Source organism: Rhizobium croatiense, from assembly GCF_019793465.1.
In the GTDB taxonomy this organism is placed as follows: Bacteria; Pseudomonadota; Alphaproteobacteria; order Rhizobiales; family Rhizobiaceae; genus Rhizobium; species Rhizobium croatiense.
The window spans coordinates 240,376-263,153 of record NZ_JAILYJ010000007.1 but is presented as its reverse complement, the minus strand read 5'-3'; the positions used below and the strand labels follow the sequence as shown (position 1 = coordinate 263,153).

Here is a 22,778-nt window from a genome sequence, read left to right as displayed (position 1 = left end):
GTCAGAGTTCAAACGCGATGATTGCGAATGAGCGCTACTTAGGCCCTCTCAGCTGCACCCGCTCGTAGCCCCGCACGTGTCGCACTTCTCGCAGGTCCCGTTCCGCACCATCGTGAAGTTCTGGCACTCCGAGCACATGTTGCCGGTATAGCCCTGCATGATCGAGCGCTGGCGGCGTTCGGCTTCCACCTTCTTGGCTTCGGTCTTGGCCGTGGCCGCATCGGCTGCCGCCTTGTCGGAGAAGAGGGCGGTGGCGTCGCTGGTGATTTCTTCCATCACCTCTTCGGCGATCTCTTCGGCCAATTCCTTGGCGCGCTCCTCATAATCGCGCTTGAAGGCGACGATTTCGGAGGTGGAGATGGCGGCGGTCGGCTCCAGCTTGCGGGCAGCACTTCCGGCAAAGGCGGTCACGGTGCCGGTGGATGCGGCGCGGGCAGGGGCTGCGGTGGCCGCACCCTTGGGTTCGCCCGCCTGGCGCTCGCCGCCGGTGCCGGAGACGAGCGTCGGCTTGTAGCCGCGGGTCCAGCCGGTCGACAGCAGGTTGGTCTTGCCTTCCTGGATGCCCTTGCCGAGTGCGGTGTTGGAGAAATCCGACGTATCGACATGGGCGAGGTCGTGCCGGCCGAGATAGGAGACGGCAAGCTCGCGGAAGACATAGTCGAGGATCGAGGTGGCGTTCTTGATCGCGTCGTTGCCGATGACCATGCCGGCCGGCTCGAACTTGGTGAAGGTGAAGGCCTCTACATATTCCTCGAGCGGCACGCCATATTGCAGGCCGAGCGAGATGGCGATGGCGAAATTGTTCATCATCGCCCGGAAGGCAGCACCTTCCTTGTGCATGTCGATGAAGATCTCGCCGAGCCGGCCGTCGCCGAATTCACCGGTGCGGAGATAGACTTTGTGTCCGCCGACGGCGGCCTTCTGGGTATAACCCTGGCGGCGGTTCGGCAGCTTCTCGCGTTCGCGCGAGACACGTTCGATCACTCGCTCGATGATCTTCTCGGTGATGGTGACGGCCTGGGCGGCGACCGGGGCCTGCAGCAGTTCCTCCAGCGCGTCCTCGTCCTCCTCGTCTTCGATCAGCGAGGCATTGAGCGGCTGCGACAGCTTCGAGCCGTCGCGATAGAGCGCGTTGGCCTTGAGGCCGAGCTTCCAGGACAAGAGGTAGGCGTTCTTGCAATCCTCGACAGTGGCGTCGTTCGGCATGTTGATCGTCTTGGAAATCGCGCCCGAGATGAAGGGCTGGGCGGCCGCCATAATGCGGATATGGCTTTCCACCGAGAGGTAACGCTTGCCGATCTTGCCGCAGGGATTGGCGCAATCGAAGACCGGCAGGTGCTCGGCCTTGAGGAAGGGCGCGCCTTCCAGCGTCATCGCGCCGCAGACATGGATGTTGGCGGCTTCGATGTCCTTCTTCGAGAAGCCGATATGGTCGAGCAGGCTGAAGCTCATGTCGGAGAGCTGCTCGTCGGAAACCTTCAGTGTCTCCTTCAGGAAGTCGGCACCGAGCGTCCACTGGTTGAAGACGAACTTGATGTCGAAGGCGCTCTTCAGCGCCGCGTTGACGGCTTCCACCTTCTCGTCGGTGAAGCCCTTGGTCTTCAGCGTCGACGGATTGATCGCCGGCGCCTGGTTCAGGTTGCCGTGGCCGACGGCATAGGCCTCGATCTCGGCGATCTGGCTCTCGGAATAGCCGAGCGTGCGCAGCGCGTCCGGCACGGCGCGGTTGATGATCTTGAAATAGCCGCCGCCGGCGAGCTTCTTGAACTTGACGAGGGCGAAGTCGGGCTCGATGCCCGTCGTGTCGCAATCCATGACGAGACCGATCGTGCCTGTCGGCGCGATGACCGAGACCTGGGCGTTGCGGTAGCCATGCTGTTCGCCGAGCTCGAGCGCCTTGTCCCAGGCCGATTTGGCATGGGCGGCGAGATCCTGGTCCGGGTTTTCCGAATGGATCAGCGCGACCGGGTCGATCGACAGCGCCTCATAGCCCGACGTTTCGCCATAAGCGGCGCGGCGATGGTTGCGGATGACCCGCAGCATGCTTTCGCGGTTCGGCGCGAAATTCGGGAACGGCCCGAGTTCGGCCGCCATTTCGGCCGAGGTCGCATAGCAGATCCCGGTCATGATCGCGGTCAGCGAACCGGCGATCGCACGGGCTTCGGCCGAATCGTAGGGAATGCCCGACGACATCAAGAGGCCGCCGATATTGGCGTAGCCGAGGCCGAGCGTGCGGTATTCGTAGGACAGTTCGGCAATGCGCTTCGACGGGAACTGCGCCATCATCACCGAGACTTCGAGCACCACGGTCCACAGGCGAACGGCGTGTTCGTAATCGGCGATATTGATGCGCTTGGTGGCCTTATCCTTGAACTGCAGGAGGTTCAGCGAGGCAAGGTTGCAGGCAGTGTCGTCGAGGAACATGTATTCCGAGCACGGGTTCGAGCCGCGGATCGGACCGCCGGCCGGCGAGGTGTGCCAGTCGTTCATCGTCGTGTTGAAGTGGATGCCCGGATCTGCCGAAGCCCAGGCGGCGTAGGAAATCGTTTCCCAGAGATCGCGCGCCTTCAGCGTCTTCATCACCCGGCCGTCCTTGCGGGCGGTCAGGTTCCATTCGCCGTCATTTTCGACAGCGCGCAGGAAGTCATCCTTGATCGAGACCGAGTTGTTGGAGTTCTGGCCGGAAACCGTCAGGTAGGCTTCCGAATCCCAATCCGTGTCGTAGGTCTTGAATTGAAGATCCTTGTAGCCCTGGCGGGCGAACTGGATGACGCGCTGGACGTAATTCTCCGGAACCTGGTCCTTCTTGGCGGCGCGGATTTCGCGCTTCAGGGCAGGGTTCTTCGCCGGATCGAAGCAATCGCCGTTGTCGCCGCCTTCGCAGTTGAAGCAGGCCTTCATGATCGCCTTCAGATGTTTGGCGACGATCTTCGAGCCGGTGACGAGGGCCGCGACCTTCTGCTCCTCCTTGACCTTCCAGTTGATGTATTCCTCGATATCGGGATGGTCGATATCGACGACCACCATCTTGGCGGCGCGGCGCGTCGTGCCCCCCGACTTGATGGCGCCGGCGGCGCGGTCGCCGATCTTCAGGAAGCTCATCAGGCCGGAGGAGCGGCCGCCGCCGGAAAGCTTTTCGCCTTCGCCGCGCAGCATCGAGAAGTTGGAGCCGGTGCCGGAGCCGTATTTGAACAGGCGCGCCTCACGCACCCAGAGATCCATGATGCCGCCTTCGTTGACGAGATCATCTTCGACCGACTGGATGAAGCAGGCATGCGGCTGCGGGTGTTCGTAGGCCGACTTGGACTTGGTCAGCTTGCCGGTGAAGGGGTCGACGTAGAAATGGCCCTGGCCGGGGCCGTCGATGCCGTAGGCCCAGTGCAGGCCGGTGTTGAACCATTGCGGCGAGTTCGGCGCGACGCGCTGGGTGGCGAGCATATAGGCAAGCTCGTCCTTGAAGGCCGCCGCATCTTCTTCCGAAGAGAAATAGCCACCCTTCCAGCCCCAATAGGTCCAGGTGCCGGCGAGGCGGTCGAAGACCTGGCGCGCATCGATTTCGGAGCCGGTCTGCTCATCCTTCGGCAGGGTCTTCAGCGCGGCATCGTCGGGAACGGAGCGCCACAGGAAGGAAGGAACGTCGTTTTCCTCGACCTTCTTCAGCCGGGTGGGGACGCCGGCCTTGCGGAAATATTTCTGCGCCAGAACGTCGGTCGCGACCTGGGAGAATTGGGCGGGGACGTCGATATTCTCGAGGCGGAACACGATCGAACCGTCGGGGTTCTTGATCTCGCTGGTCGCCTTGCGGAATTCGATATCCGCATAGGCGCCTTGGCCGGCCTTCGTGAAACGACGTTCGATGCGCATGGTCTTGACCTCGTGTTGGCGCCCGGTCCCCACGACCGGGGCGCAAAATTCCTATCCGGCGGCACATTGTCGTCGTGCAGCCAGTCTCGTTTCCGTATTGTCACAGGGGTGTCATCCGGAGATGTCCTTCCTGTATCTTGTGGTGATGGTGGCTGCAAACGCTAAATATAGTATTAACAGCTTATTATCGCCAGTCCCGACGTCACTTTTTTTGGAGGCCGAAAATCGCGCAGAGATCCTGTTAGGCCTGACACCGTTCCCGGCACATCACCCTGATTCCGCGTCCTAATTTTCAATAGGGAACCGGTCTCGTTACCTCCGGTCCTGTCGCCGCCGCAACATCAGGGACAGTAAGTTTGAAACGGGTGATTCCGTCAAGGGCTGGGTTTTAATTGATTGCTAACCACAACATCTTGTGGATGCGCCTGTGGAGATTGGGGAAAGCCGGGGAACGCTGAAATTACAATGGCTTGCGGGCGCTGCCGGCTAAGGAAAATGCCGGAACCACAAAAAAGCGTCCTGCGGCAAATCTTGTGATGGCATTTCCGGCGCAAATGCGCATGGCGATTCGCCGGAAAAATCGGGCTGTCGAACTGCGCCGGCGAGGATGCCGGCGCGCTCCGATGGGTGGCGGTCAGCGCGCCCCCTTGGCGATCGGCTCCTGATAGGTGAAGCCCATATCCCAGGGGAAATAGATCCAGGTATCCTGGCTCACCTCGGTGACGAAGGTGTCGACGGTCGGCACGCCCTTCGGCTTGGCGTAGACGCAGGCGAAATGCGCCTTCGGCAGCATGGTGCGCACCTGTGCGGCGGTCTTGCCGGTATCGGTGAGGTCGTCGACGACCAGCACGCCTTCGCCGCCGTTTTCCGCAAGCTCGGGCGCAATTCCCTTGAGCAGCACCATGTCACCCTGGTTGGCATAGTCATGATAGGAGGCGATGCAGACGGTTTCGATCAGGCGGATGTTCAGTTCGCGCGAGATGATCGCGGCCGGAACGAGGCCGCCGCGGGTGATGCAGACGATCGCCTTGAACGTCTGGTCGAGGCCGGCAAGCCGCCAGGCAAGGGCGCGCGCATCGCGGTGGAACTGATCCCAGGAAACGGGAAAGGCTTTATCGGGAAGGGACATCGGGGCTGCTCCGCGGCATGATAGAGATGACACGCCGTTTGCCGGCGACCGGACGGGCTTGCGGCGGCGATCGGCAAAACAAGAAATCGCGCGAGCCGGAACTGCGCGAGATCGGCCGAGGCTCGAAGCCCTCATCGGTCGCCGCAATTAGCGGGATTTGCCGGCAAAACGCAAGAGCGGCCAACTATTCTGGCAAGAGGATCAACGCGACAGAAGCGTCAGCGCCGTCATCGATTGCAGCAAGGTCCTCGTCGTGCCACCGAAGATCATCTGCCAGAGCCAGGAATGGGCATAGGCGCCCATGACGAGGAGATCGATGCTGTCGTCGGAAAGCCGGTTCTCGATGACATGCGAGGTGTTCTTATCAACACTACGGGCCGTCGAAAGCGTCGTCTTCACGCCGTGGCGGGCAAGTGTCGCGGCGATCTCGGCGCCTGGGATCATCGATGATTGCGGCGCCATCTCGGCCGGATCAACCGAAAAGATCTCCACGGCCTCGGCCGCCTTCAGGAACGGCAGCGCGTCGAAGGTTGCGCGCGCCGCCTCCTTGGAGCCGTTCCAGGCGATCAGCACACGTTTGATCGGCTTCGGCTGGCGGATGATATAGGGGATCATCAGCACCGGCCGGCCGGTTTCGAAGAGGAAACTGTCGAGATCGACATGGCTGTCGGATGGGTTGGCCGGATCGGCTTGTGACGCAATCAACAGATCGGCGCTGCGCGCGCTGTCGATCAGCGGTGCGGAACCGTAGCCGGTCGATGTGGCAAAGCTGCGCCATTCGGAGGAGGTGCCGGCGGCCTGCGCTTTGGCGCGGAATATGGCCTCGACGGCGGTCGTTTCGCCATGCGCCATGTCCTGCAGCGCCTGCACGGCGACGGGATCAGGAATTTCCATCGGCGCCACCAGCGGCACGGCGGAGATGTTTTCGGCGTGCAGTCCGATCACATGAGCGCCGTTTTCGGCGGCAATGGCAAAGGCGAAATCGGCAACGGCGGCGCTATTGTCTCTCGTATCGAGAATGGCGAGAATGGTTTTGTAAGACATATCAATTCTCCTTGCGCTGAAACGGCTGGCGCGAGGGAAGGAATGCACCGGACCTCTCTGCTGTTCCTTGACCGATATCAAGGATGGCCAGTTCCCGTACTGTCCTCACGCCTCGGCGGAATGGTTCTCAGTGACCTCCTTTTTCCGGCGGATGGCGTCGATCATCGCATGCACCTCGGCGCCGGCCGCATCGATCGCCGCCTGCGCGCGGCCGCGCACGACGATCTCGGTCGAGAATTTCTGGCCGATATAGCGCGGGTAGGAACCGATGCTGGTGTCCGGATGGGCTTTCTGAATCGCGGCAAGCGGCGTGCCGATATCGCCTTCGCCGTAAGGGCAGGCGATGGCGAGCGACAGCACCGGCGTGCCGGTTCGAAGCGTCGGCAGCACATTGTCGACCATCGCCTGAAAAACCTGCGGCACGCCGGCCATGACATAGACATTGCCGATGATGAAGCCCGGCGCGGTCGAGACCGGATTGGCGATATGGGCCGCCCCGCGCGGCATGCGCGCCATGCGCTGGCGCGCCTCGGTGAATTCCATCTCGCGGCGCCGGTACATCTCGGCCAGCAGCGTCATCGCCGCTTCGTCATATTCGCAGGGCAGGCCGAACGCCTTGGCGATCGCATCGGCGGTGATGTCATCATGCGTCGGCCCGATGCCGCCCGAGGTGAAGACATAGTCATATCGAGCGCGAAGCGCATTCAGCGCCTCGACGATCGCCTCTTCGTCGTCGGCGACGATGCGCACCTCCTTGAGATCGATGCCGGAAAGGGTGAGCAGGTCGGCGAGATGGCCGATATTCCTATCTTTGGTGCGGCCGGAAAGCAGTTCGTCGCCGATGGCGAGCATGGCGGCGGTGACGACGGTGTCATGGCTCATTGGGTGTTCCGTGATGTGAGGCTGGTCAATAGGTAGCGCCCTTCGGCGGCTTTGCAAACACTCGAGCATGATGCGGAAAAGTGTGAGCGGCACGGTCGCCTCGCAGATGTGCAGTTTCTGGGGCTTGGCGGTCGCCTTCGCGAAGGACGGGTACTTGGGAAGCTTGCCTTGTTCGTGCGATAAGAAGCCTGTTATAGGCGATTGCGCGTGGCATCCATTGAGTCGCGCGCATACATGGATTGAAAAGCAGGCCGCTTGCCGAAATTGGTAGACGGAAGGCACTTAAAATGCCTCGGGCTACGCCCGTGCGGGTTCGATTCCCGCAGCGGCCACCAATTCCGATTGCATAGGTTGAGGGCGAGCGCTCTCCCAATCGTCAACCGCGCCGCTTGCAATGAGGAGCGTGTTGATTGCGACATAATTCACAGCGTTTCTCGGGTTGCAGCCAGTTGGTTTACAAGCTATCGCGATTTTCAAGATGACAAAGCTGTTGGATCGACGTGCAGACCTCCCATAATTTTGAGTATTTCGCTATGTCCAGGCAGATGTCCGCCGTCCAGAGATCCGTTGCCGGTCAAACGGTTCGCGCGTTCGCATCCATGCTGCCGGCGAAGTGGGGCGCTGCATCAGGTGGGAGGAGCGCCAGGCCATGACCGTCCTTGCCGCCTGGCTTGTCGTTGCAGCGATTTTGCTGTTCGGCCTGATCTTTCATCGCGCCCTTGCGCTTCAGTTGAACCGCGGCCTCAATCCACCTGTTCGTGACGGCACGGACCTGCTCTTAAGCGGCATCTTGCCTGGAATTGCGCTCGTCGGTGGTTTGGCAACCGTTCTTGGGGCGATGCATCTGTTGCGCATGGAGGTCGTGCTGCCAATCGCCGCCCTTCTCGTGATCTGGCGCCGAAATGACCTGCTGGGTATTCTCGCCGATTTGCGCGCTTTGGCGGTGGCGGGTGTGCGGGCGATCGCCAAGGGCGATCCGTTTCCTCTCCTGGCGGCCCTCGCATTTATCGGTTTGGCCTGCGTCATATCAGTTACCGCTCTTTTCCCCGCGGCATCAGCCGATGTTTGGGCTTTTCAAATTCCGCTCGCACAAAGCATCGTTTCCCACGGCGGGTTTGTGACGCCGCAGATGGACAGTAATTTCTACGGGAACATACCGCTTTTCTTCAATGTGCTTTTCGCTTGCACATTGCTGTTCATCGATCATTGGCTCGCGGCGGGTCTGCTCAACGCGGCGATTTTCCTCGGATTCCTGCTGTTGCTTGTAAGCTGCGCGCACCGCTGGCGGGCGGCCGGATCATTGCTGGTCTGCTTCCTGATCGCCTTCCAGCCCTTTTTTACACCGGGGGCTGCGGTTCCTCTCACGGACCTTCCAAGATCGTGTTTTTCGGTTGCCGCCGTCCTTTATCTTTGGCGGTACCTCGAAACCTCACGGCCTTCGGAGCTTGTCTCCTGTGCTCTCGTCCTGGGCGGGGCCGTCGGCGGCAAATACACGGAACTTCAAATGGTTGGGTTGATCGGCTTGGCGCTGTTGCCTTCGATCTGCCGCGGAAAGCTGCCATTACCGCTTTTCCTGACCTGCGTTGTCGCCTTTTTGTCCCTAGCCGGCTATTGGTACGCCAAAAATCTCATCGTGCTCGGCAACCCCATCTACCCTTTCATGTTCGGACATCCCGGGCTTTCGGATCAATGGATGGTGGACTATACGCTTGAGCTCGGACGCGCTTTCGATCCGGCAAACCGGGTTTTTGTCACCAATCTGACAACCCGCCAGGGCTGGCACGACTTTTTCTTCATCATGCATGATTGGTTTCTGGATCGCAGGCTCTATGCGATCGTCGCCCTCATCCTCATCATCGGCGGCTTAATCGCGTCGCCGAGACGGATATTCGTGCTTGTTGCAACGACTGCCGCGATGTTCATCATCTGGTATGTCGTCATGTTCAACCATATCCGATGGGCGACGCCGGCTTATTTGCTTTATTTTTCGACTGCCTATATCGGCGCGAGCCTGATCGCGGAGAAAATTGCCGTGAGCAAAACCGCTCAGTCGGGCGGGTTTGTGTTCGATATGTCCGCACCTCTGCTGGCAGGATATAGGGCTGTCAGCGGCTATTTGTTTGCGTTTGGAGTGGCCGCCGTCACTCTCGTGGTTTTCTGCCTTCCTGCCGTTAAATTCGTTTACCGCCCCAGCGGCCAGCCCTATTCCTGGATGGAGCAGGGGGTGATGAATGTCCTGGTCGGCCGGCAGGGGCTTGATGATTTTCTCGGCGCCCAGCGCGAAGGCTATGTCATCTACCGCTATGTCGCGGCGAATGATTTGAGGACCGTTTTCCAGCCATTCGATACGGGTAGCACTCTGTACGCGGCGGCCTACACCGGAGGACGGGATAAGGGATGGTTGTTGCCGCCCTATATATTTCCTGAATCCGAAGGAGATGTGGATGCCTTTATCACGCGCAACAACATTCGTTATTTCATCCGGGTAACCGGAAAAAAGGAATTATTGGCTGACCGCATTGGCGCGGCCAAGTTCGTGTTGGCGGAGGAAACCATTTCCCGAATGCTGCCGAAGTCGACATTGTTGCTGAAGGACGGATTTGGATGGGAATTGTATCGGTTCGACGGGTTCTCCGCGCAATAATGGGCGGCCCCGCCAGCTGCAATCGATCTACCCGCATCCACATCAGCCCGTTAGGCGTTCCGCTCCCGGCGCAGATGCTCCGCTTGCCTCGCCTTCATAATTCCATTGAACATGCATGTATATTGTGCATAGAGGCGAGTTATCGCTTGACAACTGCATTTTCGGTGCAAGCATTGCGCCGCGACAGTTGAGTAAGTGTTGTCTTGTGGGAGTAAGGCGATGGTTTACGATTGGAGTGGGACTAAGGTTCGGCGCATCCGGATCTTCAAGGCCGGTGTTGCGCTTGTTCTGGGGACTGCAATGGCGGCAATCCCTCTGTTCTTGTGGGCCGTGCAACTGGCCGATTTCTAGAGTGTCCTTAGCGCGTCGGAGAAGACGCGCTAAGGACACTCTATCACTTCCGAACCGCACAGATTCCGAATTGGATTTTCGGGCTTACTTGTGGTCTGTTCCCTGTAATCGTCAGCGTTCTGTGAGCGGAACGGGGCGCGGCGCCCTGGTCTCGCGCCACCTGTTGATCACCCAGCCGGCCAGCAGCCCGAGGGCCGCGCCCATCGCCTTGACGCCGGCGTCATGCAGGCGCGGATGGCGGGTCGGCGTGAAGTATTGCAGATATTCGATGGAGACCGCCCCCGTTATCAGCAGCATGGCCACCAGTTTCCACTGTCTGGGATAGGCGAGCGCGAAGGCGAGGCCGAGGAGAACATAGGCGCCGCCGCGATCCGTATCGACGCTCGTGACCGTATGCGGTCTCAGCCCGATCGGCGAAACCGTGACAAAGAGGATCAAGGCGAGCAGCAGCCAGGCGAGCGGTCTTGCGAGTTTGACGATCATCATCGCTCCATATAAGTGGCAGGCCTTTGCATTGACAGTTAAAATCAGTTCATCTGCCGCCGATTTTGCGATTGGCTTAAGAAACGCTTCCCGAGGCCGGAACCGGCATCAGGAGATGAGCGGCTCGGTCAGCGAACCGGAAATGGCGGGAGCCGGCTTTCTTTTGCCGGCCGGCCTGTGCCATAGCGGCGGCGGTTAATCTTTAGGAATGGACCACGCCCGTGACAAGACTTGAAGTCGAAAGCGCCGAAGCGGCAATGCGCAGCCTTTTCCCGGCGACGCCACTGCAGCTCAATGACCATCTCTCCGCCCGCTACGGCGCCGATATCTGGCTGAAGCGCGAGGATCTGTCGCCGGTGCGCTCCTACAAAATCCGCGGCGCCTTCAATTTCTTCCGCAAGGCGATCGGGCAGGATGCTTCAGGCAAGACCTTCGTCTGCGCCTCGGCCGGCAATCACGCCCAGGGCTTCGCCTATGTCTGCCGCCATTTCGGCGTGCCGGGCGTCGTCTTCATGCCGGTGACGACACCGCAGCAGAAGATCGACAAGACCCGCATGTTCGGCGCCGAATTCATCACCATCCGGCTGTTCGGCGATTTCTTCGACCAGTGCTACCAGGCCGCGCGTGACCATGTCGAGGCGATCGGCGGCGTCATGGTGCCGCCCTTCGATCACGCCGACATCATCGAGGGGCAGGCGACCGTCGCCGCCGAAATCCTGCAGCAGCTGCCTGATGGAACGGTGCCTGACATCGTCGTGCTGCCGGTCGGCGGCGGCGGGCTTGCCGCCGGCATTACCGGTTATCTCGACGGCATCGTGCCGAAATCGGCCTTTGTCTTTGCCGAGCCCGCCGGCGCCCCGAGCCTCAGGCGCAGCATCGAGGCGGGCCAGGTGACGACGCTTGCCAAGGTCGACAACTTCGTCGACGGCGCCGCCGTCGCCCGCATCGGCGACCTGAATTTCGCGGCTCTGCGCGATTTCCCGGCAAGCCAAGTGCAACTGATGCCGGAGAACGCCATCTGCGTCACCATTCAGGAGATGCTGAATGTCGAGGGCGTCGTGCTGGAGCCGGCCGGTGCCCTGTCGCTGACGGCGATCGCCGCGATGGAGGCGCAGGCGATCCGCGGCAAGACCGTCGTTGCCGTCGTCTCCGGCGGCAATTTTGATTTCGAGCGCCTGCCCGACGTAAAGGAAAGAGCCATGCGTTACGCAGGGCTGAAGAAATACTTCATCCTCAGGCTTGCCCAGCGCCCCGGCGCGCTCAGGGATTTCCTCAATCTGCTCGGCCCCGACGACGATATCGCCCGCTTCGAATATCTGAAGAAATCGGCGCGCAATTTCGGCTCGATCCTGATCGGCATCGAAACCAAGGCGCCGGAGAATTTCGCCCGGCTGATCGCAAATTTCGAAGCCGCCGGCATGGGTTACGAGGATATAACCGAAAACGAGATCCTCGCCAGTCTGATCATTTGACTTGGCGAGCGCGATATCGCCGTGTTAGAGACGGATCATGGCTTCGTTCCTTTCAAATCTCTTTTCGATGTTCTCCGGCGGCAAGGCCGTTTCGGAGGCGGCAGGCCCCTCCGGCGAGCCGCAGCTTTACGGCGATTGCACGATCTATGCGGAACCGCGCAAGGAAGGCAGCCAATACCGTCTGGCCGGCCGCATCGAAAAGAAGGTCGGCGACGAGGTGCTGGTGCGCAATTTCATCCGCGCCGATCTCTTCTCCTCCTCCGACGACGCGATCGAGTGCACGGTGCGCAAGGCGCACCAGATCATCGACCAGCATGGCCCGTCGCTCTTCGGCGACGGCGAGAAGCTTCGCCAGGTCTGAAGCCGCGATCCGTTCCGACCCGGCGCGCCGGACAGAAATTTCCTTGCTTTTCAATCGTATGACTTGGGCGTTCATCGCAAATATGAGAACGCGCTCACGCAATCTTAAAGGATTGCGGTGAAAGCTGCGGCCTGGAGGATTTGCAGGGCGCCCTCGTGTTTGACTTTTTCGGACGATCGATCAAAGGATCCGCAGCCGCGATCGCCGTGTCGGCGCGACGCCGGCCTGTAGCCGAGGTGTCGTAATGGAGGCGCTGAACCTCGTTCTCTTCGTCGTCGAAGCCGTCGCCTATTTCGTGCTGATGGTGACGCTTCTGCACTTCCGCCATCGGCTCGGTCTTGGGGTCTTCCTGACGGCGCTCGGCGTCATGCATTTCATGGAAACCTATCTGGCGGCGGTCTTTTACGTCTCGCTGCCGTTCGGGGATGTGTCGCCGGGTTCATCCGTCTTCTTCTCCGGCAAGCTGATGATGATCCTGATGCTATACCTGTGGGAGGATGCCGCGACGGTGCGCCAGCCGATCTACGGCCTGTTTCTCGGCAACCTGCTCACCGTCGGCATAGCCTGGGTACTGCAACTGCACCAGCCGCTGCAGCTGTCGTTAAACCATACGCCCGACGTCGATTTTCTGAAGGAGATGGGCTGGCTGATGATCTGGGGCACGGCGCTGCTCTATGTCGATTCACTCGGCATCATCCTGCTCTACGAAAAACTCGGCGATTTCTTCCGCAGGCGCGTCGTGCTGCGTTTCATGATCTCCGGCTTCGTGCTGCTGACTTTCGACCAGATCGGCTTCTTCGCCGCGCTGCACTATTTCCTCGATGTGCCGGTCGCGTATTCTGGGGCGGCTGGAAGGCGAAGATGCTCTCCGTCTGCCTCTATGGGGCGATGTTTGCGATCTATGAATATCGAATCCGCCGCCTCGGCGCCGACGCCGCCGCGCGCTCCATCAGCGACGTCTTCGGCGATCTGACATTCCGCGAGCGCTACAACGATCTTCTGGAGCGCACCGGCCGCGACATGCTGACCGGCGTCTATGACCGCACGCGCATGGAGCTGGAGGCGCCGGTGATGTTGCGCGAGGCGCTGCGGCAGGGGCTGTCTGCGACCGTTCTCATTATTGACGCCGATCACTTCAAGGACGTCAATGACGGTTACGGTCATCTCCAGGGTGACGCGGTGCTGAAGTCGATCGCCGCCCGGCTCGGCACGACGCTGCGCTCCAGCGACCGCATCTTCCGCTTCGGCGGCGAGGAGTTCGTCGCCGTCTGCCCTGGCACGAACCAGGAGGAAGGACTATTGCTTGCCGAGCGTCTGCGCTGGACGATCGCGACCAGCGTCAAGACGCCGGATGACAATCCGGTCACCGTCAGCATCGGCGTCGCGACCGCCGACGAGGACGGCACCAGTTTCACCACGGTGCTGTCGGCTGCCGACGGCCGGCTTTACGCGGCAAAGAAGAGCGGCCGCAACTGCGTCGTCGGCCGCTCCGGCGTGGTGAAACTCGGCTAAGCCGGCGCCGCGGCCATGCTGGGACTGGGTTATGGACTGACCTATTCCGTCATCCATGACCTGGCGGCAAACGAGGCGCCCATGGGCCTTATGCCGCAATCGCTGCTCTTGTTCTCGCTGTCCTATTTCATCGGCGTCTTCGGCTTTCCGCTGATCGCCGGCAACCTGATCGCCTCCTCCGGCATCCAGACGATGCTCCATGTCCCGCTGTTGCTTGCCGCCGCCAATTTGGCAATCGTCCTGTTTCGTATTACCCACCGCGTCAGGAATGGTTAAGCGATGCTGGGCAAGGTCGACTGCCCAGCCTTTCGTTCGCTCAGGCGACCCGAAAGATCTTGGCGCCCGCAGGCGCGCTCGTCATGCCGCCATCGACGGTGATCTCGATACCGGTGACGTTGGACGCGTCATCCGAGGCCAGATAGAGCGCCGCCTTGGCGATTTCGTCGGCTTCGTTCATGCGGCCGAGCGGGCTCATGCCGCCGAGGCGGGCCTCGAGTGCCGACATCGCGTCTTCCGTCTGTGCCATCGGCGACCAGATCGGCGTCTTCGTGCCGCCGGGCGTCACCTGATTGACGCGGATGCCGCGCGGTGCAAGCTCGGAGGCCATATTGCGCGTCATCGCACGGACCGCCGCCTTGCTCGCTGCATAGGCTGACCAGCCGGGAGCCCCGACCACGGCGTGCACGGAACCATTGAGAATGACCGAAGCGCCGTCGTTAAGATGCGGCAGGGCCGCCTGCACGGTGAAGAAAACCGCCGTGAGATTGGTGCTGATGATCTGGTTGAACTGCGCGGGCGACGTGTCACCGAGCGGTGTCGCCCCGCCGATGCCGGCATTGGCGAAGACGATGTCGAACTTGCCGGCCGTTCCGGCCGCTTCAGCAAAGGCCTTTTCGGTGGCGACGGCATCGGTGACGTCGAGCCTCAGGGCCACTGTGCCGGCGCCAAGCGCCTTTTCGGCGGCGGCCAGCGTTTCCGGATTGCGGCCGGTAATCACGACCCTGGCGCCCTCATCGATGAAGGCCTTGGCGGTGGCAAGACCGATGCCGCTGTTGCCGCCGGTGATCAGGGCCACCTTGTTTCTTAGACGCATGATTCATGCTCCTCTTGGAAATGACAACGCTATGGATTATGATCGTTATCTATAAGGATTATGAGTGTAATCCACATAAGTCAAGAGGCACCGATGGGGCGTTCGCAGCTGGAAAAACAGAAGACGCATGAGAAGATCGTCGAGACCGCATCCAGGCGTCTGCGCGAAGCGGGACTCGACGGTATCGGCGTTGCCGACCTGATGAAGGAGGCCGGGCTGACCGTCGGCGGCTTTTACAAGCACTTCGCCTCCCGCGACGATCTGGTCGCCGAGGCGATCCAGTCGGCTTTCGATTCATGGGGACGCAAGCTGGAGGCCGAGGGGATCAACCCGGCGGAGATGACGGCTGCCGATATCGCCGAGCGTTATGTCAGCAACTGTCACCGCGACAATCCAGGCGAGGGCTGCCCTTTTGCAGCGCTGACCTCCGATATATCGCGCAGCGGCGAGAAGGCGCGAGCGATCGCGACGGACGGACTGAGGCGCAATTTCGCGGGGTTGGCGAGCAAGGCCGCGGGAGCCGATGAAGGGGAAAGACGGCGCAAGGCCATCATGGCCTTCGCGATGATGGCCGGTGGCGTCGGTCTTGCCAGGATTTCCTCCGACGAGGCTCTGTCGGCCGAAATCCTGGAGACCATCCGGGCTTTTGTCGCCGGTATCGACAAATGACGAACGGCCGGCGAAGGCCGGCCGTTCCAGGGAATATTGAGCCGATCAGGCGGCGAGAGCGATTTCCTCGACGCGCGACTTGGCGGCCTCGATGGCCTTTTCCGCAGCTTCCGGACCGAAAGCCAGGCCCTCGACATGGATGGTTTCGATGTCGGTGATGCCGAGGAAGCCGAGAACCGACTTCAGGTACGGCACGGCATGGTTCAGGGGAGCGGCCGGACCCTGTGAGTAGACGCCACCCGAGGCGAGAACGACATAGACCTTCTTGCCTGTGACGAGTCCGACCGGGCCGCTTTCCGTGTACTTGAACGTCACGCCGGCGCGGGCGACGTTGTCGATCCAGGTCTTCAGCGACGAGTAGATATTGAAGTTGATCAGGCCGGTGCTGATGACGATCGTGTCGGCGGCAAACAGTTCGGCGACGAGTTCGTCGGAGGTCTTGACGGCGGCGATCTCTTCGGCGGTACGGTCTTCCGCAGGTTTGCGGATGGCGCCGGTGAACAGGTCATCGATATGCGGCAGCGGGTTGGTTGCGAGGTCGCGGCGAACGACAACGCTGCCCGGCTTCTGGTTCTTCAGCTTTTCGGCGAGATCGACGGCGATCGGGGTCGAGAGCGACTCGGCGCGCGGGCTGGACGTCAGAAGAAGGATGGACGACATGCTGCATTTCCTTTCGAATTGAATTTGACGGCTCGTTGTTGGGAGGTGAGCCGCGGTGTCGAGGAGGAAAATAAGTCTGGCCCGCTATCGAAAAAACGGGGATAATGTCGATCGAAATTATCGATGGAATGGATGGAAGATGCTTCCGAACCCGACTTTGGACCAGTTGCAGGTGTTTTTGACCGTTGCCGAAACAGGCAGCTTTTCGGCCGCATCGCGGACGCTGAACCGGGCGCAGTCGGTCGTCAGCTATACGATTGCCAATCTGGAAGCGCAGCTTGAAATGCCGCTTTTCGAGCGTTCCGGCGCGCGCCAACCGAAGTTGACGGAGGCGGGCAAGGCGATGCTGGAGGATGCACGCCGCATTCTGGGCGACCTGCAGGTCATGCGCGCGCGCGTCAAAAGCCTGAAGGAAGGGCTCGAAGCCGAGGTTTCCGTCGCCATCAGCGTCATGGTGCCTTCCCGCGCTATGGTGGATGTGCTGCACGAATTCCGCGAAAGATACCCGACCGTTTCGTTGAACCTCAATGTCGGTGAACTCGGAATGGTCATGGATCTTGTGCTGAGCGGCAAGGCGACCATCGGCATCGGCGGCGCGGTGCTCAAGCCGGACGATTCGATGGTCACGGAACGGATCGGCCATTCCTTCATGCTGCCCGTCGCCGCGCCCGACCACCCGCTTGCCGCGATCGACCGGCCGCTCACGCTCGGCGACGTGCGCGAGGAGGTGCAGCTCGTCGTCACCGACGCGTCAGGCCGGACGAGGGGGCGGGATTTCAACGTTCTGTCCTACAAGACGTGGCGCGTCAGCGATATTGCGACAAAGCACCAGCTCATCAAGGCCGGTCTCGGCTGGGGCGGTCTTCCAGCGCCCATAATGCACGACGATCTCCGCAGCGGCGCGCTCGTCCATCTCGACCTGGATGCCTACGAACAGGGCGAATACGCCATCTATTCGATGCGCCAGCTCGCCAACCCGCCTGGGCCGGCCGCCGCCTGGATGATCGAGGCGTTCCGCACACGGCTTTCCCATTGCCCGAACCAGGCCGATTTCCACGCAGAGATGGCGGAACTGCGTGAGCCAGCTCCGCCGCTCGCGGCCGAATGACGAAGGCGCTGTGCCGCGCGCCTTCGTCGATAGTGCTGCTAAAGCACCAGCCTGAACTTCGAGAAGCCGTCGGCCCCGTCGCCGGCCTCCTCGATCTTGACGCTCTTGACCGCAGCGAGGAACTGCTTCGCCTTGGGGCCGCTTTCGAAGGTCGCCGTCGTGCCCGGCAGCGGCTTGAAGGTCCAGTTCGCATCGGCCGACGGATTGATCGTGCCCCGCTCGTGGACGTAGCGCACGATGACGTCGCGGTTGGTGTCCGGCGCCTGGAAGATCACTTTGTCGGCAGCGATCTCCGGGAAACTGCCGCCGCCGCCGGCGCGGTAATTGTTGGTGACGACGACGAACTTCTGGGCCGGATCGATCGGCTTGCCGTCGAAGGCGAGATTCTGGATGCGGTTGGCATGCGGATTGATCGCCTTGCCGGACGGATCATATTTCGGCGGCTGCGACAGGTCGATCTGATAGGTCACCCCATCGATGACGTCGAAATTGTAGGACGGGAAGTCGGCGTTGAGCAGCGGCGCGTCCTTCGCGCCGGCGTCGACGTGATTGAACATGCCGGCCGACATCTCCAGCCAGTTCTTCACCTGGGCGCCGGTGATCGCGACAGCCTGCACCGTGTTCGGATAAAGATAGAGGTCGGCGACGTTCTTGATGGCGATATCGCCGGCCGGGACATCGGTATAGTAGTCGGCGCCGCCGCGGCCGCCGGCCTTAAAGGGAGCTGCGGCCGAAAGCACCGGCAGATCCTTGAACTCGGTGTCGGCGAGCATCTGCTTGATGTACCAGGTCTGGGCTTGGCTGACGACCTGCACTGAAGGATCGTCGGCGACCAGCGCGAAATAGGAATAGAGCGGTGCGGAGGTCTTGCCGACCGGCGTGCGGACATAGGCGAGCGTCGCCTCATGCTCGGCCTTGGCGGCTTCGACCACGTCCTTCTTGTCGGCGTAGTCGGCAACTACTTTCTTCTTGTCGTCGCGATGGTAGATCGGCCGTGCTTCCGAGGTGAAATCGACGATCTTCCAGCTGTTGCCGTCCTTTTCGAGCAGCAGGTCGATGAGGCCGAGATGCGAACCCCAGAACCCGGCCATCACGGCGGGCTTGCCGTGCAGTGTGCCCTTGACGGGATCGGCATTGGCGATGCCGTCCCAGCTCTTCGGGCCGGGGAAGACGAGATGCTGGTGGCCGGTGAAGATCGCGTCGATCCCTTCGACGGCGGCAAGATGCAGCGAGGCGTTTTCCATCTTTTCGGACGGTGCTGCTCCGTCGATGCCGGAATGGGAGAGCGCGATGACGATATCGGCGCCGGCTTCCTTCATGGCGGGAACCCAGGCCTTGGCGGCCTCGACGATGTCGCGGGTCTGCGCCTTGCCTTCGAGGTTCTTGATGTCCCAGAGCATGATCTGCGGCGGCACGAAGCCGATGAAGCCGATCTTCACCGGGCTCTCCTTGCCGGCGCCGTCTTTGATCTGCTTTTCGATAATGATGTAGGGTTTGAAGAAGAGATCGTCCTGCTTGGGATCCGAGGCGAGCTGGCCCTTGGTCAAGTTGGCGCAGACGAAGGGGAAGTTCGCGCCGGACAGGACCGTGAACATGAAGTCGAGGCCGTAATTGAACTCGTGATTGCCGAGCGTCCCGACCGTGTAGCCGAGCGTGTTCATCGCCTTGATCACGGGATGGACGTCGCCGTCCTTCATGCCGTGCTGATAGGCCATGTAGTCGCCCATCGGATTGCCCTGCAGCACGTCGCCATTGTCGATCAGCAGCGAGTTGACGGCCTCTGCGCGGATATTGTCGATGATCGTTCCGGTGCGCGACAGGCCCATCGTGTCGTTCGGCTTGTCGGCGTAATAGTCATAAGGGAAGACGTTGACGTGAATGTCGGTCGTTTCCATCAGCCGCAGATGCGCCTGGTTGGCGTTGGCACGGGCGCTGAAAGGGTGCAGCAGCACCAGGGCGGAAGTCGCGGCGAGACCGCCGAGCAGGGAACGGCGGCTCATGACGCCGACATCAAAAATGGAAGACATGGAAACTCTCCTATAGGGATCATGCAATCGTCCGGCCCGTCAGAATTAGGACGAATTGGCGAGGAGTACACTGCGAAAATGACAGGACGTCACAACAATCGGCAGCGAAAGCGAAATGGTTTTAAAAGGCAATTTATCGCACAACCCTCTGGCTAAAATCTATCGGCGGCGGGGTCGTGTTTAGGGTGGTCATAGCCTCACCGCCGTCGACAGAGGACCGCGGCGCCAGTCCGACGCCGAAGCAAGCCGCCGGAACGATGTCGCCCGCTCCTTCGGCGCAAAAGCGATGCGGTCCTACGATTTCAGCGTCAATGTCGCCGAATGCGGCGGGCGGTCGCCGTTGGTCACGGCTCTTAGTTGACGCACCGCCAGTACCGGCCGGATTTCCCTGTGAAAAAAGCGGAAATAGGAGGAAATCTGCGCCCGCGCATTCGAATTCACGTCGAACTGGATGCCGATGCGGCCATTGTGCTTCCAGCGGATGATGCCTTCGAGCAGTCCAAGGTTTTCGGCTTCGATGCGCACCTTGCTGCCGGAAGCGGCATGGAGCGGCGTCTTCGTCTCCAGGGCGGCGCCGGTCACCGACAGGTTGAGAATTCGCACATCCACTTCGCTGTTCAGATATTTGACGCTGCCGAAGACGCGGCAATTCTTCCGATCGGCCTTCCGCGCCGTGATTTTCAAGTTGCTGCTCATGCTGTCTCCCTATGAAACGCGAGGGGAGTATAGCGCCGGAAAATTGAAATGGTTTTAGGGTCTTGGCTAAAATTGCAGTGAAACTTCAGTTGGCGGCCGCCGCCCTGCGCCCCACCACATGTTCGCGCCAGATGGTGAAGATGCCGGCGGCAACGACGATGACCGAGCCGATGATCGTGTTGAGACTGAGCGTTTCGTCATAGATCGTCACACCGATGATCGAGGCGTAGACCAGGGATAGATAGGTCAGCGGCTGGACGGCGGCGGCATCGAGAAGATCGTAGGCGCGGATCAGGAAATAGTGGCTGGAAATGCTGGTCATGCAGACGAGCGCCATCCAGCCCCAGTCGCCCGGCGACATCCAGCTCCAGTAGAACGGGCCGACGAGCGTCATCGTGATGCCGCCGATAACGCCAGTATAGAAGAAGCTGGTCATCGACGAATCGTCGCGGCTGACGAAACGGGTGGCGATGACGTAGAAGGCGAAGTTGAAGCAGGAAAGAATGGCGAGAAGCAATTTCACGTCGAAAAACTCGCCTTCCGGCTTCAGGATCAGCAGCACCCCGCAAAGCCCGACGCCGATCGCCGTCCACCGTCGCCATCCGACCCGCTCGCCGAGGATCGGCATCGACAACAGCGCGATCAGGATCGGCGTCGCGGAAAAGATCGCTTGCGAGCGGGCAAGGCCGATCACGGCAAAGCAGGTGATGGCCAGAACCACCTGGACGGCCAGCAGCACGCCGCGCAACACCTGAAGAAGCGGGCGTTTTGTGCGGGCCGTCGCCTGGAGGCCGCCCCGCATTTTCGAAGCGAGCACGATCGTGAACAGCGCGAAGGCCCAGTAGCGGATCATCGTCACGAAGATCGGCGGATAAGTCGACGCCAGATGTTTCGAGATGGCATCCTGCAAAGAGAAGATGGTGGTTGCCAGCAGGACAAAAATATAACCGTGGGTCTTCGATGTCATGATATGCCGTAAAGGGGAGAACGTCCGCGCCCTCCGAAAGTCTGGGCAGCGTTTCGGCAAATAAGCAAGGCCTCAAAGTCCCACATTCGGCCTGTCGATGATTTCTCTGAGCGCGAAGCTCGAATTGATCTTGACCACGTGGGGAAGCGCCGAAAGCCAGTCGCGATGGATGCGCTCGTAATCCTCGAGATCGCGGGCGGCGACCCTGAGGATATAGTCGTATTCGCCCGACATCAGGTAACAGACGAGCACGTTCGGGCAGAGCTTCACAGCGGCTTCGAATTCCGCCAGCGTTTTGGCGAACTGGCCGGAGAGCGAGATATGCACGATGGCGATCATCTTGTAATCGAGCGCCTTGTGCGAAAGCCGCGCATGATAGCCGCCGATGACACCGCTTCTTTCGAGGATGTCGAGCCGGCGCGAACAGGCCGAAGGCGACAGGCCGATCTTTTCGGCAAGTTCGGCGTTGGTGATGCGGGCATTGGCCTGCAGGACCTTGAGAATCGCAAGATCGATGGTGTCGAGATCAGTCATTCGAAGAACTTTCGAAAAATAATGATGATGACGCAATAATCCGTGAAAAATCGCCTCTTCGCAAATCGTCTTTGCAAGGACATTTCGCTGTCTTGGTGGTTGGATTCATCGTGCGAGGAGATCCCCGGCTGCGGAAACAAAATGAGAGGAACGCCAATGCGTGTCGGTTGCCCGAAGGAAATCAAGAACCATGAATATCGTGTCGGTCTGACTCCGGCCTCGGTGCGCGAATACGTCGCCCACGGCCACGAGATCTGGGTAGAGACCAAGGCGGGCGCCGGTATCGGCGCCGATGACGCCACCTACGCCGCGGCTGGCGCGAAGATCGCCGCCTCCGCCAAGGATATCTTCGAAAAGTGCGACATGATCGTCAAGGTGAAGGAGCCGCAGCCCGCCGAATGGGCGCAGCTTCGCGACGGTCAGCTTCTCTACACCTACTTGCATCTGGCGCCCGACCCCGAACAGACCAAGGGCCTGATCGCCTCCGGCGTCACCGCGGTCGCCTATGAGACGGTGACCGACGAACGCGGTGGCTTGCCGCTGCTGGCGCCGATGTCGGAAGTGGCAGGACGCCTGTCGATCCAGGCGGGAGCGACCGCGCTGCAGAAGGCCAATGGCGGCCTCGGCGTCCTGCTCGGCGGCGTACCCGGCGTGCTGCCGGCCAAGGTCGCGGTGATCGGCGGCGGCGTTGTCGGCCTGCACGCCGCCAGGATGGCCGCCGGGCTCGGCGCCGATGTCAGCATTCTCGACAAGTCGCTGCCGCGCCTTCGCCAGCTCGACGACATTTTTGCCGGCCGTGTGCACACCCGTTATTCCAGCATCCAGGCATTGGAGGAGGAGGTCTTTTCGGCCGATCTCATCATCGGCGCCGTGCTCATTCCGGGGGCGGCTGCCCCGAAGCTCGTCACGCGCGAAATGCTGTCCGGCATGAAGAAGGGCTCCGTCATCGTCGACGTCGCCATCGACCAGGGCGGTTGCTTCGAGACCTCGCATCCGACCACCCATTCCGATCCGACCTATGAAGTCGACGGCGTGGTGCATTATTGCGTCGCCAACATGCCGGGCGCTGTGCCCGTCACGTCGGCGCACGCGCTGAACAACGCCACACTGGTCCATGGCCTGGCGCTCGCCGATCGCGGCCTGCGCGCCATTGCCGAAGACAAGCACTTGAGAAACGGCCTCAATGTGCATAAGGGCCGCATCACCAACAAGCCGGTCGCCGAAGCGCTCGGCTATGAGGTCTTCGCGCCGGAGAGTGTGCTGAACGTAGCATAAGTTATCT

18 protein-coding genes, 1 tRNA gene and 2 pseudogenes are annotated in these 22,778 nt (G+C 60.9%); 10 read left to right on the top strand and 11 right to left on the bottom strand.

Annotation, left to right across the window (positions count from 1 at the left end; all coding sequences use genetic code 11):
* Positions 1-48: 48 nt before the first annotated feature.
* The 4 genes from K6M89_RS14175 to K6M89_RS14160 all read right to left on the bottom strand — a co-directional run bounded on the left by K6M89_RS14175 (position 49) and on the right by K6M89_RS14160 (position 6,919).
* Positions 49-3,864, bottom strand: a complete 3,816-nt coding sequence (locus K6M89_RS14175; protein WP_222139852.1) for a vitamin B12-dependent ribonucleotide reductase — start codon at positions 3,862-3,864, stop codon at positions 49-51.
* A gap of 634 nt (positions 3,865-4,498) precedes the next feature.
* Positions 4,499-4,993, bottom strand: coding sequence for a xanthine phosphoribosyltransferase (gene gpt / locus K6M89_RS14170; RefSeq protein ID WP_097579379.1), 495 nt, complete (start codon positions 4,991-4,993; stop codon positions 4,499-4,501).
* 201 nt (positions 4,994-5,194) lie between these two features.
* Complete coding sequence (locus K6M89_RS14165) at positions 5,195-6,037, bottom strand: universal stress protein (RefSeq protein ID WP_222139851.1); 843 nt, start codon at positions 6,035-6,037, stop codon at positions 5,195-5,197.
* A gap of 105 nt (positions 6,038-6,142) precedes the next feature.
* Entirely contained in the window at positions 6,143-6,919 is a 777-nt protein-coding gene (locus K6M89_RS14160; RefSeq protein WP_222139850.1) for a competence/damage-inducible protein A, read from the bottom strand.
* A 249-nt stretch (positions 6,920-7,168) separates the two neighbouring features.
* On the opposite strand from K6M89_RS14160, the gene K6M89_RS14155 reads away from it, so the two are divergent.
* Positions 7,169-7,254 (top strand) — tRNA-Leu (locus K6M89_RS14155).
* Between the two features lie 314 nt (positions 7,255-7,568).
* Complete coding sequence (locus tag K6M89_RS14150) at positions 7,569-9,563, top strand: glycosyltransferase family protein (protein ID WP_222139849.1); 1,995 nt, start codon at positions 7,569-7,571, stop codon at positions 9,561-9,563.
* A gap of 462 nt (positions 9,564-10,025) precedes the next feature.
* On the opposite strand, the gene K6M89_RS14145 is transcribed toward K6M89_RS14150, so the two are convergent.
* Positions 10,026-10,400, bottom strand: a complete 375-nt coding sequence (locus K6M89_RS14145; protein ID WP_097579037.1) for a VanZ family protein — start codon at positions 10,398-10,400, stop codon at positions 10,026-10,028.
* Between K6M89_RS14145 and K6M89_RS14140 the strand changes: the two genes are divergently transcribed.
* From K6M89_RS14140 to K6M89_RS14120, 5 genes and pseudogenes are all read left to right on the top strand, one after another.
* On the top strand, positions 10,387-10,596 hold the full coding sequence (locus K6M89_RS14140; protein WP_141507388.1) for a hypothetical protein: 210 nt from the start codon (positions 10,387-10,389) through the stop codon (positions 10,594-10,596). The genes K6M89_RS14145 and K6M89_RS14140 overlap by 14 nt on opposite strands.
* A 22-nt stretch (positions 10,597-10,618) precedes the next feature.
* Positions 10,619-11,869 (top strand): threonine ammonia-lyase, encoded by a 1,251-nt coding sequence (gene ilvA, locus K6M89_RS14135; RefSeq protein ID WP_222139848.1) that lies wholly within the window; start codon positions 10,619-10,621, stop codon positions 11,867-11,869.
* 37 nt (positions 11,870-11,906) lie between these two features.
* Positions 11,907-12,230 (top strand): HlyU family transcriptional regulator, encoded by a 324-nt coding sequence (locus K6M89_RS14130; protein WP_222139847.1) that lies wholly within the window; start codon positions 11,907-11,909, stop codon positions 12,228-12,230.
* A 244-nt stretch (positions 12,231-12,474) separates the two neighbouring features.
* Positions 12,475-13,742 (top strand): annotated as a pseudogene (locus tag K6M89_RS14125) (GGDEF domain-containing protein).
* A gap of 3 nt (positions 13,743-13,745) precedes the next feature.
* Positions 13,746-14,018 (top strand): annotated as a pseudogene (locus K6M89_RS14120) (MFS transporter); the annotation flags it as partial.
* A 40-nt stretch (positions 14,019-14,058) separates the two neighbouring features.
* Here K6M89_RS14120 and K6M89_RS14115 read toward each other — a convergent pair.
* Positions 14,059-14,835, bottom strand: a complete 777-nt coding sequence (locus K6M89_RS14115) for an SDR family oxidoreductase (RefSeq protein ID WP_222139846.1) — start codon at positions 14,833-14,835, stop codon at positions 14,059-14,061.
* 93 nt (positions 14,836-14,928) lie between these two features.
* On the opposite strand from K6M89_RS14115, the gene K6M89_RS14110 reads away from it, so the two are divergent.
* Positions 14,929-15,504: a TetR/AcrR family transcriptional regulator gene (locus tag K6M89_RS14110; protein ID WP_222139845.1), complete on the top strand. Its 576-nt coding sequence runs from the start codon at positions 14,929-14,931 to the stop codon at positions 15,502-15,504.
* A 45-nt stretch (positions 15,505-15,549) separates the two neighbouring features.
* Here K6M89_RS14110 and K6M89_RS14105 read toward each other — a convergent pair whose 3' ends face one another.
* Positions 15,550-16,164, bottom strand: a complete 615-nt coding sequence (locus K6M89_RS14105; protein ID WP_222139844.1) for an FMN-dependent NADH-azoreductase — start codon at positions 16,162-16,164, stop codon at positions 15,550-15,552.
* 139 nt (positions 16,165-16,303) lie between these two features.
* Here K6M89_RS14105 and K6M89_RS14100 point away from each other — a divergent pair, with 139 nt between their 5' ends.
* Entirely contained in the window at positions 16,304-17,272 is a 969-nt protein-coding gene (locus K6M89_RS14100) for a LysR family transcriptional regulator (protein WP_222139843.1), read from the top strand.
* A gap of 38 nt (positions 17,273-17,310) precedes the next feature.
* Here K6M89_RS14100 and K6M89_RS14095 read toward each other — a convergent pair whose 3' ends face one another.
* The 4 genes from K6M89_RS14095 to K6M89_RS14080 form a co-directional block, all read right to left on the bottom strand.
* The gene (locus K6M89_RS14095) at positions 17,311-19,299 is read right to left on the bottom strand and encodes a bifunctional 2',3'-cyclic-nucleotide 2'-phosphodiesterase/3'-nucleotidase (protein WP_222139842.1); all 1,989 of its coding nucleotides are present in this window, start codon (positions 19,297-19,299) and stop codon (positions 17,311-17,313) included.
* A 294-nt stretch (positions 19,300-19,593) separates the two neighbouring features.
* On the bottom strand, positions 19,594-19,995 hold the full coding sequence (locus K6M89_RS14090) for a PilZ domain-containing protein (protein WP_097579045.1): 402 nt from the start codon (positions 19,993-19,995) through the stop codon (positions 19,594-19,596).
* An 85-nt stretch (positions 19,996-20,080) separates the two neighbouring features.
* On the bottom strand, positions 20,081-20,962 hold the full coding sequence (locus K6M89_RS14085) for a DMT family transporter (RefSeq protein WP_222139841.1): 882 nt from the start codon (positions 20,960-20,962) through the stop codon (positions 20,081-20,083).
* Between the two features lie 72 nt (positions 20,963-21,034).
* Complete coding sequence (locus K6M89_RS14080) at positions 21,035-21,496, bottom strand: Lrp/AsnC family transcriptional regulator (protein ID WP_004672173.1); 462 nt, start codon at positions 21,494-21,496, stop codon at positions 21,035-21,037.
* Positions 21,497-21,652: 156 nt separating this feature from the next.
* Here K6M89_RS14080 and ald point away from each other — a divergent pair, with 156 nt between their 5' ends.
* Positions 21,653-22,771 carry an alanine dehydrogenase gene (ald, locus tag K6M89_RS14075; RefSeq protein WP_097579047.1) on the top strand — a complete coding sequence of 373 codons (1,119 nt, stop codon included), beginning with the start codon at positions 21,653-21,655 and terminating at the stop codon, positions 22,769-22,771.
* Positions 22,772-22,778 lie beyond the last annotated feature (7 nt).

What these genes read in the sequence shown, in the direction of transcription:
- ald (WP_097579047.1), top strand. Translation starts at nt 21,653, where the DNA reads ATGCGTGTCGGTTGCCCGAAGGAAATCAAGAACCATGAATATCGTGTC.
- K6M89_RS14130 (WP_222139847.1), top strand. Translation starts at nt 11,907, where the DNA reads ATGGCTTCGTTCCTTTCAAATCTCTTTTCGATGTTCTCCGGCGGCAAG.
- K6M89_RS14095 (WP_222139842.1), bottom strand. Translation starts at nt 19,299, where the DNA reads ATGTCTTCCATTTTTGATGTCGGCGTCATGAGCCGCCGTTCCCTGCTC.
- K6M89_RS14105 (WP_222139844.1), bottom strand. Translation starts at nt 16,164, where the DNA reads ATGTCGTCCATCCTTCTTCTGACGTCCAGCCCGCGCGCCGAGTCGCTC.
- K6M89_RS14100 (WP_222139843.1), top strand. Translation starts at nt 16,304, where the DNA reads ATGCTTCCGAACCCGACTTTGGACCAGTTGCAGGTGTTTTTGACCGTT.
- K6M89_RS14085 (WP_222139841.1), bottom strand. Translation starts at nt 20,962, where the DNA reads ATGACATCGAAGACCCACGGTTATATTTTTGTCCTGCTGGCAACCACC.
- K6M89_RS14175 (WP_222139852.1), bottom strand. Translation starts at nt 3,864, where the DNA reads ATGCGCATCGAACGTCGTTTCACGAAGGCCGGCCAAGGCGCCTATGCG.
- K6M89_RS14110 (WP_222139845.1), top strand. Translation starts at nt 14,929, where the DNA reads ATGGGGCGTTCGCAGCTGGAAAAACAGAAGACGCATGAGAAGATCGTC.
- K6M89_RS14115 (WP_222139846.1), bottom strand. Translation starts at nt 14,835, where the DNA reads ATGCGTCTAAGAAACAAGGTGGCCCTGATCACCGGCGGCAACAGCGGC.
- K6M89_RS14150 (WP_222139849.1), top strand. Translation starts at nt 7,569, where the DNA reads ATGACCGTCCTTGCCGCCTGGCTTGTCGTTGCAGCGATTTTGCTGTTC.
- K6M89_RS14080 (WP_004672173.1), bottom strand. Translation starts at nt 21,496, where the DNA reads ATGACTGATCTCGACACCATCGATCTTGCGATTCTCAAGGTCCTGCAG.
- K6M89_RS14160 (WP_222139850.1), bottom strand. Translation starts at nt 6,919, where the DNA reads ATGAGCCATGACACCGTCGTCACCGCCGCCATGCTCGCCATCGGCGAC.
- gpt (WP_097579379.1), bottom strand. Translation starts at nt 4,993, where the DNA reads ATGTCCCTTCCCGATAAAGCCTTTCCCGTTTCCTGGGATCAGTTCCAC.
- K6M89_RS14090 (WP_097579045.1), bottom strand. Translation starts at nt 19,995, where the DNA reads ATGAGCAGCAACTTGAAAATCACGGCGCGGAAGGCCGATCGGAAGAAT.
- K6M89_RS14165 (WP_222139851.1), bottom strand. Translation starts at nt 6,037, where the DNA reads ATGTCTTACAAAACCATTCTCGCCATTCTCGATACGAGAGACAATAGC.
- K6M89_RS14145 (WP_097579037.1), bottom strand. Translation starts at nt 10,400, where the DNA reads ATGATGATCGTCAAACTCGCAAGACCGCTCGCCTGGCTGCTGCTCGCC.